Here is a 12213-nt window from a genome sequence, read left to right on the forward strand (position 1 = left end):
GGTGGCAGTGGCCACGCCCCTGGTTGGTTTTAATGGAGGAAGAAAATGGCTGAAAGTGATCCGTATAAGGTACTAGGCGTTGACCGGGACGCCTCGGACGCCGAAATTAAGAAGGCGTACCGGCGGCTTTCCAAGAAATACCACCCGGACCTGAACCACGAGCCGGGAGCCGAAGAGAAGTTTAAGGAAGTCAACGACGCTTATGATATTCTCGGCGACCCGCAAAAAAAGGCCCAGTACGATCAGTTTGGGTCAACCGGACAGCAGTTTAACGGTGGGGGTGCCGGCGGCTTTGGCGGCGCAAACTTCAACGGCGGGTTTGGCGGTGGCTTTGATGACATCTTTAATTCGTTCTTCGGCGGTGGCCGGAGTGCGGCCCAGCAGGCCAACGCACCACGGCAGGGCCGCGACCTGCAGTATGAAATGCACCTGACCTTTAAGGAGGCCATCTTCGGGAAGAAGACGGACATCGAATACACCCGCGAAGACACGTGTAAGGACTGTCACGGAACGGGTGCCAAGCCGGGAACTTCGCCGGTCACGTGTTCCCGGTGTGGCGGGCGCGGATTCATCCAGGTTCAGCGGCAAACCCCGCTTGGCCAAATGGTTTCCCAGCAGGAATGTGACGTGTGCCACGGAACCGGGAAGGAAATTAAGGACAAGTGCCCGACGTGTGGTGGTACTGGCCACGTGCGGGAGAAGCACGCGATTGAAGTCACCGTTCCAGCCGGGATTGAGGACGGCAACCAGATGCGGCTCCAGGGCCAGGGTGAAGCCGGTGAAAACGGTGGCCCGTACGGTGACCTGTACATCGTGTTCCGGGTGGCCCCAAGCAAGCAGTTTAAGCGGGACGGGGCGGAAATTTATCTCGACCAGCCGATCAGCTTCGTGCAGGCTGCCCTGGGTGATGAAATCAAGGTGCCAACCGTTCACGGGGACGTTGAGTTGCGGATTCCAGCAGGAACGCAGACCGGTACGACTTTCCGGCTGCGGGGCAAAGGCGCCCCACGGCTGCGGGGAACGGGTAACGGTGACGAGCAGGTCACCGTCAAGATTCAAACGCCAAAGAAGCTTTCCAAGAAGCAGAAGGAAGCACTGCGGGACTTTGCGGTGGCTTCGGGGGAGAGCGTGGCGAGCGAATCATTATTTGAACGGATTAAGAACAAGATCAACAAGTAATGGTTGGCCCCCTAGCGTTTCCCTAAAATAAATGCTAAAATGGTTGCTGTTAGCCTAGCGCTAGTAGAATATATTCGAATAGTTTGGAGGTTAGACGCATGCGTGAACATATCACATTAGAGTGCACAGAATGTGGTGAACAGACGTACCTTTCAAGTAAGAACAAGCGGAACAATCCGGACCGGATTGAACTGAAGAAGTACTGCCCAAAGCAGCGGAAGGTTACGTTACACAAGGAAACGAAGTAACCAGCGAGGGGACCGTGATGAATCACGGCCCCCTTTGTGGTTTTTTAAGGAGAAAACGATGGATAAAAAAGAAGCGCGGAACCGGCAGCTGGCGGCAATCGCTGCGGCGGTGCAGGCGGGCCAGCAGGACTGCGACGAAAAGAGTATTTTGATACACCTGTATCAATCGCCGGAGTGGCAGGCCGCTCAGACAATTGGCGTCACGATTAGTAGCGGCACGGAACTGGCAACCCGGCCCATTATTCAGCATGCGTTGGCAGCCGGCAAACGGGTGGCGGTGCCGCGTTGTTTACCCCACCGCCAGATGGCGTTTTGGGACTGCCTGCAACCAGCCATTACGTGGCAGCAAAGTCCCTTTGGGGGAATCTGGGAGCCGCATACGTCCCAACCGGCGCTTGCCAAGGAGGCCATCGACCTCATCGTGGTCCCGGGGCTGGCGTTCAGCCCGCAGCATGACCGGTTAGGGTTTGGCGGGGGCTACTATGACCGCTACCTGCAGGACTACCAGGGCGTAACGGTGGCGTTGATGGATACTGCCCGGCAAGTTGCGGTTGCGGATTGGCCCGTTGAGCCGACCGACGTCCGGATAAAACTTTTGATTGGGGTGAATGGGATTGACCGAAACGTGGCGGAATAAACCGCTGGTGACTGACCTGCTGATTGCAATCAACGTGGTGGTTTTCATTGCGATGGTGCTTGCGGGCGGACCGACGAAGCCGCAGGTCCTGATGACCTTTGGGGCAAAAATCAACCAGTTAATTAGTGTGGGCCAGTGGTGGCGCTTGATAACGCCGATGTTTTTGCACTTGGGGGTACAGCACATCGTGTTAAACATGGTGACGCTCTATTTCCTGGGGGTGGCCACCGAACCACTCTTTGGCCACTGGCGCTTTTTGCTAATCTACCTGGGGAGCGGGATAGCCGGCAACATTGCCAGCTATTTCTTCACGCCGGCGGTTTCGGCGGGGGCTAGCACGGCCATCTTTGGGCTGTTTGGTGCGTACCTGATGCTAGGAGTGGCGTTTCGGGAACAACCGGGAATCCGGCAGACGGCCCGGACCTTCCTCACGCTGGTTTTGTTGAACGTGGTGTTTGACATGTTTGGCAGTGGGATTGATCTGGCAGGCCACCTTGGTGGTTTGGTCGGAGGCTTCTTGCTGGCGTACGTCCTGGCTGCCCCGCGCGTTGGCCGGGTGTCCTGGTGGCAGCGCGGGCTAGCGGCCGTGGCCCTGGTCGGACTTGTTCTGATTGCCGGTTACGGGTTAATGATGAAAGCGGTCTAATCCGCGGTTTATTCAACGCCGGCGGTATGCTATAATGCTATCGTGTTGCCTTGACAGATTGAACGCAGTGGGGAGGCGAGCAGGATGAAAACCCTGTATGATGTCCAGCAGTTATTAAAACAGTTTAACGTTTTTGTCTACGTGGGCAAGCGGTTATGGGACATCGAGTTAATGGCCCTCGAACTGGATCACCTGTACGAGGCGGGCGTGGTCGATAAGCAGACCTTCGTGAAGGCGAAGCTCGTGTTAAACCGGGAGCATGCGGTTGAGGAGGAACGCGAGCAGGCCAAGCAGAATTAGGCAGGAGGCATACGAAAGATGGAAAAGAAGCTCATTGGGGTTGACCTGGGCGGAACAACGATTAAGTTTGCGATCGTCACCAAGGACGGTGAGATTCAGCAGAAGTGGAGCATTGAGACCAACATTTTAGATGACGGGTCCCACATTGTGCCGGACATTATCGAATCAATTAACCACCACCTGGACATGTACAACATGACCCCGGATGACTTTTACGGCATTGGGATGGGGACGCCCGGAACGGTTGACATTGAGGCAGGTACGGTGGTCGGTGCGTACAACCTGAATTGGCGGACCATCCAGAACGTGAAGGAAAGCATTGAAGCCGGCACGCGGATTCCGTTTGTGCTGGATAACGACGCAAACGTGGCGGCCCTCGGGGAACGCTGGATGGGCGCCGGCGAAAACGCCAACGACGTGGTCTTCGTGACCCTCGGGACCGGCGTTGGGGGCGGAATTATCGCTGACGGTCACCTCCTTCACGGGATGCGGGCTGCCGGCGAAATCGGCCACATCAACGTTGAACCGGAAGGCTACCTGTGCACGTGCGGTAATCACGGTTGTTTGGAAACGTACGCTTCCGCTACCGGCGTGGTGCACATTGCCCACGACATGGCCGAAGAGTACGCCGGTAACTCCGAGCTCAAGCAGCTGAGTGACGCGGGGGAAGAGATTACTTCCAAGCTGGTCTTTGATCTGGCCAAGGAGGATGACCCGCTTGCCAAGATGGTGGTCGACAAGGTGTGCCACTACCTGGGAATGGCCTGCGCAAACATCTCAAGCATCCTCAACCCGGCCTACATCGTGATTGGTGGGGGCGTTTCAGCCGCCGGGAAGTTCTTGCTGGACCAGGTTGAGCACTACTTCGAGCACTACGCCTTCCCGACGATTCGGGAGACGACGCAGTTGCGGCTTGCCCAGTTAGGAAACACGGCTGGTGTTCTTGGGGCAGCCTCACTGGCACTCCAGTTTGTTGATTAGGAAGAGGGATTGACGTGAAATCATCAATTTGGCTTTGGATTGATATTATTTTAGTTGCGATCTTGGCGTGGATGTTTATCGGCCCGTGGCTGAGCACGTTAAACGCCAAGCGCTACGCAAAGTTATTGGAAAACGACGAGTTTAAGAAGGGCCTTCACACCGCGCAGGTGATTGATGTGCGCGAGGAGCGGAGCTTCAAGAAGAAGCACATCATGGGAGCACGGAACATGCCGTATTCCCAGTTTAAGCTCTTCATCAGTGCTTTGCGGAAGGACCGGCCCGTCTATATCTACGAGGACGGGAAGACGCTGGCCGTAAAGGTGGCCAAGAAGCTCAAGAAGGCGGGCTTTACGGACCTGGCGGTTTTGAAGAACGGCTTTAGTGACTGGGACGGTAAGGTTAAGACCGGGCACTAGGGCATGTGAATATTAGGTTGAAGGACTGATTCTAATTGAGGGATCAGTCCTTTTTCTGTATTAAGGATTGAATTGCTAGCACTAATAATTATAATAAGGTTAATAACAAATGAGAACAATTCACATCAATTAGGCGAATAACTGTTAGCGAAAAGGGAGGAAAGTATAATGAAACCACATACGTCAGAAGCAAACAGTGCATTTCAATTTCTCCGTTATCTTTTTCATCAAATTGGATTAGTAAAGCTAACCTTAGCAGCCTTAATTATTACTTTGTGTGACATTGGTATTTGCAGTCAACCCTTTATTCTAGCGCGGATTATGCGACACCAAACGGTTGATTACAGGATGCTGCTATTATTTGCGGTAACGCTGCTTCTTCCGGTGGTTGCTAACTTTATTACTAGTTTTCTGGTACAAATGGTGCGGAAGTACTCTAAATTAACTGTTTTTTACTTTCTAACCCGCCAACGGTATGAATATTTTCTGGGATATAAGGACGCAACCCTCGAAAGTATTGTGAATGAAGTTTCGCTATCCTTGCGACGAATTGTTCACGACGTATTAAACAATTTATTAAAGTCGACGATTACGCTAGTCGTTTATGCCATTGCGTTAGCAACGATTAATGCTTTTTTAGGAAGCGGATATATTATTCTTTTCATCTTATACTTGTTGGGATCGATTTTATTATCCCGTCAAAATAAAAAGGGAATTAAATATGCGCTTAATAGTAAAATCGTTGCAGATCAGCAATTGGATGATTATTTAAAAAACAAAAATACTGTTTATTCATACCGTTCCTTTGCATTTGAGGGTGATGCCTATCAACAAGTTCTTGAAAATGAACGTCAAGCATACAGTGGAGTTCAAGGACGGATTGATCGGCTAAATATGGCACAACAGTTCCTACTAACATTGTGTGTAATTTTATTATTTGGATGGGGAAGTATGGTAACAAGGGGAACAGTCCAGGCAATTACCCTCATTTTGGTAATGGTGTATTCGATTATGAATTTATCACATTTTGGGAGTGATTTACTTGCCGGAATGGAGCTTCTCGGCCGTTTAGTCGAAGCCTTACGGCAGTTGGATTTTAATGTAATTGATTTTAATCAGAATTCATCAGTAAAACAGGAGAAAATGGCTGAAATTCGCTTACAAAATGTTTCTTATCAGTATAAAAAAGGGGAGCTACTTTTAGATGGATATAACGCGCGGTTTCCGCTCAATGCGTCAAGTGTGTTAGTGGGCGTTAATGGAGCGGGAAAGTCAACAATCCTTAAACTAGTTGCGGGAATCTTAACGCCGATTAAAGGAAGTATTTTGATCCCCCAGCAAGCAAAGGTCACGTATGTTAATCAAGATGCTGTGCTGTTTAACCGGAGCATTTACGATAACATTACGTACATGAACAGCGAAGTCGATGAGCAACAGGTAGTGAAAATGATGCGATATTTTGACTTTTCGCCCAATATCATTAGCAGATTTAAGGAGCAAACAAGCGGGGAGCTTATTAATTCTTTATCTGATGGTGAACGGCAGAAATGTTTGATTATTCGCGCACTTTTGTCTTCGGCGAATGTCATCCTTTTTGATGAAATTACTAGTGGACTTGATCAGGAGGCAACGCGTAAGTTTTTCAAACTACTTCAAAAATATCAACCATCAAAAACATTCATCTGTATCACTCACCGTGAAAATGAACTAGGGTACTTTGAGTACCAGGTTCAAGTTTAATTAAACATAGAAGAAGCGGACTGGTAACTCCCAGTCCGCTTCTTGCTATAATCACGTATTCTTCTTATCCCTGGTGTGCTGAACGGCTCTTCCGCAGGGCCCGCTTCCGGTGCTCGTCTAAAACGGCTTCCCGCTCTTCGATTGGGTCAACAACCGTCTTCTTGAAGTAGTACACGCACCCGGCTAATGCTCCAAGCGTTGCGCCAACACCAACAACAAAACCTTTACCAAATGACTTCATTAAGTCCACCTCACTTTGCTTCGTTCCGTTACCCTTATTATGGCGGATTGGCGGAAAAAATACTAGGGAATGCGCTTAAAATTTCTCCTAAAATGGTATAATGCGGTTTAGGATTTAACCGGAAGGAGGGTGGCGGATGAAGCCGAAAGTACTGTTAATTGTGGGCCCGACCGCGGTGGGGAAAACGGCACTGTCGTTGGAATTGGCCCAGCGGTTTAACGGGGAAGTCATTTCCGGCGATTCAATGCAGGTGTACCGCCACCTCGACATTGGAACGGCCAAGGCCACGCCGGAAGAGCAACAGGTGGTGCCCCACCACCTGATTGACATCGTGGACGTAACGGAGCGGTACTCCGTGGCGGGCTTTATGCACCAGGCAACCCGCCAAATCACCGCAATTACGGCGCGGGGGCACCTGCCACTCCTGGTTGGGGGAACGGGTTTTTACCTGCAGGCGCTGTTGGATAACCTGACACTGGGAAACGACCACTACACCGACGATACGCTCCGGCGGAAGTGGCATACATACGCGGAGGAGCACGGGCGGCAGGCGCTCTGGAACCGGTTGAACGATGTGGATCCGCCGGCAGCCGCCAAGATTCCGCCCAACAACGAGCGGCGGGTGGTCCGGGCGCTGGAAGTTTATGAGCGCACCGGCAAACGGTTTTCTGCCCAGCAGGCGAATGCGGCGCCGTTTGACCCGTACATTATCGGGCTGACGACGGCGCGCGATGTGCTGTACGCGCGGATCAACGCCCGCGTGGACGCGATGGTTGAAGCGGGTCTAGTAGACGAAGCGCGGTGGCTGTACGAGCAGGGCGGCGCCGCTTTGCCAGCCGGGAAGGGGATTGGCTACAAGGAGCTTTACCCGTACTTTGCGGGGCAAATTTCTCTGGAAGACGCGGTGGCACTGGTCAAACGCAACTCGCGCCGGTACGCCAAGCGGCAGCTCACGTGGTTCCGCAACCAGATGACGGTGCACTGGTACGACCTGGTGGCCCACCCGGAGCAGCAGCACCAAATTGAGACAGACGTTAACCAGTGGTTACAAGATGGGGTGAAGTAGATGAAGAATTGGATGGCCGGCTTACCGGCAAAGTTACAGAACATGGTAAAGGAAGTTGATCAGCAGATTGCACCGCGGCTGGCGGAAATTGACGAGCAGGTGCTCTACAACCAGCAGCGCGTGCTTGACCTGTACCGTGAACACCACGTGGCCGAAGAAGACCTCGTGGGGTCGACCGGGTACGGGACGGATGACATCGGCCGCGATAAGCTCGAATCAATCTTTGCTGACTACTTTAAAACGGACGACGCGTTAATCCGGCCGCAGCTGGCTACGGGAACGCACGCCATTTCCACCGGGCTCTTCGCATGCTTACGGCCAGGTGACACGTTATACTACATGACCGGCACGCCGTACGACACAATCCAGGAAGTCATCGGGATTGCCGGCGATAACCCGGGAACGATGAAGGACTTTAGGATTGACTTCGATACGACGGAACTGTTGCCGAACGGGAAGGTGGACTACGACGGTGTGGCCGCAAAGCTGCGGGCCAACGATCACATCAAGGTCGTTGCCATCCAGCGGTCCTGCGGGTACGCCACCCGGGCCAGCTTCACCGTGGCGGAAATCAAGGAAATGATTGCGTTTGTCCGGCAGATTTTGCCAAACGTCATCATTTTCGTGGACAACTGTTACGGCGAATTTTCGGAGACGGAGGAGCCAACGTTCTACGGGGCCGACCTCATGGCAGGGTCGTTCTTCAAGAATGCGGGGGCGGGCTTTGTTAAGTCCGGCTCGTTCCTCGTGGGGCGGCAGGACCTGATTGATGCGTGTGGCGCCCGGCTGATGGCCCCTGGAATCGGTAAGGCCGAAGGAGCCACGTACGCGTACATGCGCGACTACTTCGAGGGCTTCTTCATGGCGCCACACACGACCGGTGATGCCATCAAGGGGGCCATCTTTGAGGCGGCGCTCCTTGAAAAGATGGGGCTGGATGTTAGCCCGAAGTGGGACGAACCGCGGACGGACATCGTCCAGAAGGTGATTTTTGGGAAACCAGAGCCGATGATCAAGTTCTGCGGGGCCATTCAGCACCACTCCGCGTTGAATGCCTTTGTTGACCCGATTCCGAGCCACATGGACGGTTACGAGGACAAGGTCATCATGGCATCGGGGAGCTTTATCGAGGGTTCGACAATTGAGCTGTCGTGTGACGGTCCGCTGCGGGAGCCGTACTGCCTGTACATCCAGGGCGGATTGGCGTACGCCCACATCAAGGTGGCGGTGACCCACGCGGTGGCCGAGACCTTTTTTGCGGAAGAACAGTAATTGATGTTAGAAAAGCTAACACGAAACGTTGACTTATATTTTAGGGCTTGCTATGATAAGCACATATGAGGAGGAAGGATATGCGTGAGAAGGAACTACGGCGTTCACTTGCCGTCCTACCGATTGGAACTGTAATGAAACTGACGGACTTGTCTGCCCGGCAGATTCGCTACTACGAAGAACACCAGCTGGTTGTGCCGCAGCGAACGGAGGGGAACCACCGGATGTATTCGCTGAACGACGTGGACCGGCTCCTCGAAATTAAGGACCTGTTGCACGACGGGTTTAACATTGCGGGGATTAAGCGGGTGTACGCTGAGCAGGAGCGGAAGCGCCAGCAACAGCAGGCTAAGCTGCAGCAGTCGTTGTCAGACGATGAGATGCGGCGGATTCTCCGGCAGGAGTTTATGAACATCGGCGGGATGAACGGCGACGCTGAGCAACCTCTCCACCACAGTCTTCGGCCTTGAAAATAAAGGAGCGATATTCGCATGGTAAAGCATAACTACACGAAGGATGACATTCGGCGCATTGCCAAGGAGGAAAACGTTCAGTTCCTCCGCCTCATGTTCACGGACCTGTACGGAACGATTAAGAACGTTGAGGTTCCGGTGAGCCAGTTAGACAAACTGCTGGACAACAAGTTGATGTTTGACGGTTCTTCAATCGACGGGTACACCCGGATTGAAGAAAGTGACATGTGGCTGTACCCGGACCTGTCCACGTGGATGATTTTCCCGTGGGACAGCGAGCACGGCAAGATTGCGCGGGTAATTTGCAAGGTGTACAACGCTGACCGGACCCCGTTCATGGGCGATCCGCGGAACAACCTGATGCGGGTGCTTGATGAAATGAAGGAATTAGGCTTTACCGACTTTAACATCGGGCCGGAACCAGAATTTTTCCTCTTCAAGATGGACGAAAACGGCAACCCGACTAAGAAGCTCAACGACCAGGGGAGTTACTTCGATCTGGCTCCGGTGGACTTAGGGGAAAACTGCCGGCGGGAAATCGTGCTCGAACTCGAAAAGCTCGGGTTTGACGTTGAGGCTTCCCACCACGAAGTCGCTCCTGGCCAGCATGAAGTCGACTTCAAGTACGCCGACGCCCTCCACGCCTGCGACAACATCCAGACGTTCAAGCTGGTTGTGAAGACGGTTGCCCGTAAGCACGGTCTGCACGCAACGTTTATGCCAAAGCCACTGGCCCAGGTCAACGGTTCAGGGATGCACATCAACATGTCACTGTTCAAGGGTGACAAGAACGTCTTCTTTGACGAAAAGGGTGCCGACCAGCTGTCTGACGAAGCGCGGTGGTTCCTTGGCGGGTTGCTGAAGCACGCCCGGAACTTTACGGCTGTTACCAACCCGATTGTTAATTCATACAAGCGGTTAGTACCAGGCTTCGAAGCTCCGGTCTACGTTGCTTGGTCTGGCCGAAACCGGTCACCACTTGTCCGGGTGCCGATTGCCCGGGGCGTGGGAACGCGGCTTGAACTGCGGAGCGTTGACCCGTCAGCTAACCCGTACCTGGCAATCGCCACTATCCTGTCAGCTGGGCTTGACGGATTAAAGAACAAGATTGAACCAGCAGCCGCCGTTGACCGCAACATCTACACGATGACGGACGAAGAACGGGCTGCCAATGGGATCGTGGATCTGCCGTCAACGTTACACAACGCTTTGAAGGAACTCCGGCAGGACGACGTCATCAAGGACGCGCTTGGCAGTCACCTGTACAACAACTTTGTGGAAGGTAAGAAGATCGAATGGGACGCTTACCGTCAGCAAGTAAGTGACTGGGAGCGGAAGCAGTACTTCCAGATGTATTAAAAAAGAAAGGGTTCCAAAACGGAGAAAACCGAGCGTGGTGGAAGCAGAAAAGCGAACGAATCGCGCCAGCATAGATTCGGAGGTTTTCGTACTTCCACAAAGCTCGGTTGTTTTGAAACCTGATTATGGAAAGATAGCAAAGAGGTTGCGACTTAATGTCACAACCTCTTTTGTGTTGTTAAAGATGCATGCAATCAGCTTACTTAGATTCCGGTTGCTTTGGCTCACTCGGGCCGAGCTCTTTGTAGATGTCCTCGATCGGCTTCATCAGGCTGCCGTTAATGTCGTTTAACAGCTGGTTGAGGGCCTGTTCAGCTTCCATTAAGTTTTGAACTGGCTTCATGTCCTGCATCTGCTTGGCGAGGTCCTCCAGTTGCTTAAGGTCGTCTTCACTCGGCTGTTGGCCAGTCATCTGGTTCGTCCGCATCTTGGCCTGTAAGTCCATGAACTTCTTGTAGGTGCTGTAGGCCATCAGGTCGTTCTTTAAGGCGGCAAAGGCGAGCTTAACGTTGTTGTACTGCTCGGTTTGCGGAAGCTCCTTGGCGAGCTGGTTGACCGTATCATAAATGTTAATTGCCATATAAAGGCCTCCTTTGATTTCATCTACCCTAAATGTACCATACAACCCGCTAAACCGGTACCACCAGGGGTATAATGGGGAACGGTAAGGAGGAATGATTGTGCAACAAAAACAGCATCTTGGGTGGATTCTGGTGGGCGCAGTGGCATGCGCGTGCTGGGGAATTTCGGGGATCTTTGCGAAGGCGCTCTTTGCGGCCGCTCCCGGAATGACGGCGTTTGCCCTAACGCAGATGCGAATGGTTACCAGTGGTGTGATGACGCTTCTTTTGACACAATTCACCGGCCATCACCTTTTGCGGATGCTGGCGACCGGCCGGAGTATCAGACAGGCACTCGTGTACGGGCTTGTGGGATTGGTGCCCAACCAGCTCTTCTACTTCCTGGCAGTCCAGTACGGCAACGCGGCGATTGCGACAATCCTGCAGTTTGTCGGGCCGTTTTTCATCATGCTGTACATGGCAGTGGTGCACCACGAACGGCCTAGTCGGCTGGAGCTGATTAGTGCGGTGGTCGCCTTTTTCGGGGTGGTGGTGGTTGCTACCAACGGCCGGTTTACCCATCTCGCACTCACGGTGCCAGTGCTGGTATTTGGCCTTTTATCCGCGGTGGGGGCGATGACTGATACGCTCACCCCGCGGCCACTGATGGACCGCTTTGGCTCGCTCGAAATTACGGGCTGGGGCCTTCTCATTGGGGGAATCGTCCTAACCGTCATTCATCCCCATTTTCCACCCGTGCACGTAACCGGGGCGGTCGTGGGCTGGTTTACGTTAATTGTGGTTGTGGGGACCATTTTCCCGTTTGTGGCGTACACCACCACGCTGCGGCACGTGTCCCCAACCGTAACGGGGTTGCTGGATGCGTTTGAACCGCTAGCAGCCACGGCAGGCTCGGTCCTCTTCATGGGATTGCACCTGACCCCGGCGCTGGTAGTGGGATCGTTCCTTATTATCGTGGCGGTGATGGGGCTGAGCTATCAGCCGCGGAAGGAACGGCGGTGAGGCTAAAGCGGACCGTTTTAGGTGTGTAGTTCAGGCTTGTGCGATGCGAAGTAAGAATGAGGAAATATGGAC

15 protein-coding genes are annotated in these 12213 nt (G+C 53.1%); 13 read left to right on the plus strand and 2 right to left on the minus strand.

The window, feature by feature from the left end; genetic code table 11:
- The first annotated feature begins 45 nt into the window (after window positions 1-45).
- The 8 genes from dnaJ (at window position 46) to QOR60_RS01745 (ending at window position 6147) form a co-directional block, all read left to right on the plus strand.
- Complete coding sequence (dnaJ, locus tag QOR60_RS01710) at window positions 46-1179, plus strand: molecular chaperone DnaJ (protein WP_283581632.1); 1134 nt, start codon at window positions 46-48, stop codon at window positions 1177-1179.
- Window positions 1180-1277: 98 nt separating this feature from the next.
- On the plus strand, window positions 1278-1427 hold the full coding sequence (gene rpmG, locus QOR60_RS01715) for a 50S ribosomal protein L33 (protein ID WP_283581633.1): 150 nt from the start codon (window positions 1278-1280) through the stop codon (window positions 1425-1427).
- Between the two features lie 58 nt (window positions 1428-1485).
- On the plus strand, window positions 1486-2064 hold the full coding sequence (locus QOR60_RS01720) for a 5-formyltetrahydrofolate cyclo-ligase (protein WP_283581634.1): 579 nt from the start codon (window positions 1486-1488) through the stop codon (window positions 2062-2064).
- Window positions 2036-2710 carry a rhomboid family intramembrane serine protease gene (locus tag QOR60_RS01725; RefSeq protein WP_283581635.1) on the plus strand — a complete coding sequence of 225 codons (675 nt, stop codon included), beginning with the start codon at window positions 2036-2038 and terminating at the stop codon, window positions 2708-2710. Before QOR60_RS01720 ends, QOR60_RS01725 begins: the two co-directional genes overlap by 29 nt.
- A gap of 84 nt (window positions 2711-2794) precedes the next feature.
- A complete protein-coding gene (locus QOR60_RS01730; protein WP_283581636.1) occupies window positions 2795-3010 on the plus strand; it encodes a YqgQ family protein in 216 nt (71 codons plus the stop codon).
- A gap of 18 nt (window positions 3011-3028) precedes the next feature.
- Window positions 3029-3991, plus strand: a complete 963-nt coding sequence (locus tag QOR60_RS01735) for an ROK family glucokinase (protein WP_283581637.1) — start codon at window positions 3029-3031, stop codon at window positions 3989-3991.
- Window positions 3992-4005: 14 nt separating this feature from the next.
- Window positions 4006-4407 (plus strand): rhodanese-like domain-containing protein, encoded by a 402-nt coding sequence (locus QOR60_RS01740; protein ID WP_326520555.1) that lies wholly within the window; start codon window positions 4006-4008, stop codon window positions 4405-4407.
- Window positions 4408-4575: 168 nt separating this feature from the next.
- Complete coding sequence (locus tag QOR60_RS01745) at window positions 4576-6147, plus strand: ATP-binding cassette domain-containing protein (RefSeq protein ID WP_283581638.1); 1572 nt, start codon at window positions 4576-4578, stop codon at window positions 6145-6147.
- 64 nt (window positions 6148-6211) lie between these two features.
- Here QOR60_RS01745 and QOR60_RS01750 read toward each other — a convergent pair whose 3' ends face one another.
- On the minus strand, window positions 6212-6388 hold the full coding sequence (locus tag QOR60_RS01750; RefSeq protein ID WP_283581639.1) for a DUF3042 family protein: 177 nt from the start codon (window positions 6386-6388) through the stop codon (window positions 6212-6214).
- Window positions 6389-6524: 136 nt separating this feature from the next.
- Here QOR60_RS01750 and miaA point away from each other — a divergent pair, with 136 nt between their 5' ends.
- From miaA to glnA, 4 genes are all read left to right on the plus strand, one after another.
- Entirely contained in the window at window positions 6525-7454 is a 930-nt protein-coding gene (miaA, locus tag QOR60_RS01755; protein ID WP_283581640.1) for a tRNA (adenosine(37)-N6)-dimethylallyltransferase MiaA, read from the plus strand.
- 12 nt (window positions 7455-7466) lie between these two features.
- The gene (locus QOR60_RS01760) at window positions 7467-8726 is read left to right on the plus strand and encodes a methionine gamma-lyase family protein (RefSeq protein WP_408612546.1); all 1260 of its coding nucleotides are present in this window, start codon (window positions 7467-7469) and stop codon (window positions 8724-8726) included.
- An 80-nt stretch (window positions 8727-8806) separates the two neighbouring features.
- A complete protein-coding gene (locus QOR60_RS01765; RefSeq protein ID WP_283581642.1) occupies window positions 8807-9196 on the plus strand; it encodes a MerR family transcriptional regulator in 390 nt (129 codons plus the stop codon).
- A 21-nt stretch (window positions 9197-9217) separates the two neighbouring features.
- Window positions 9218-10558 (plus strand): type I glutamate--ammonia ligase, encoded by a 1341-nt coding sequence (gene glnA, locus QOR60_RS01770; protein WP_283581643.1) that lies wholly within the window; start codon window positions 9218-9220, stop codon window positions 10556-10558.
- A 199-nt stretch (window positions 10559-10757) separates the two neighbouring features.
- Here glnA and QOR60_RS01775 read toward each other — a convergent pair whose 3' ends face one another.
- Window positions 10758-11138, minus strand: coding sequence for a YlbF family regulator (locus tag QOR60_RS01775; protein WP_283581644.1), 381 nt, complete (start codon window positions 11136-11138; stop codon window positions 10758-10760).
- 100 nt (window positions 11139-11238) lie between these two features.
- Here QOR60_RS01775 and QOR60_RS01780 point away from each other — a divergent pair, with 100 nt between their 5' ends.
- The gene (locus tag QOR60_RS01780) at window positions 11239-12141 is read left to right on the plus strand and encodes a DMT family transporter (RefSeq protein WP_283581645.1); all 903 of its coding nucleotides are present in this window, start codon (window positions 11239-11241) and stop codon (window positions 12139-12141) included.
- The last annotated feature ends 72 nt before the right edge of the window (window positions 12142-12213 follow it).

Origin of the sequence: Ligilactobacillus hohenheimensis (genome assembly GCF_947381805.1) — a bacterium.
GTDB classification, from domain to species: Bacteria; Bacillota; Bacilli; order Lactobacillales; family Lactobacillaceae; genus Ligilactobacillus; species Ligilactobacillus hohenheimensis.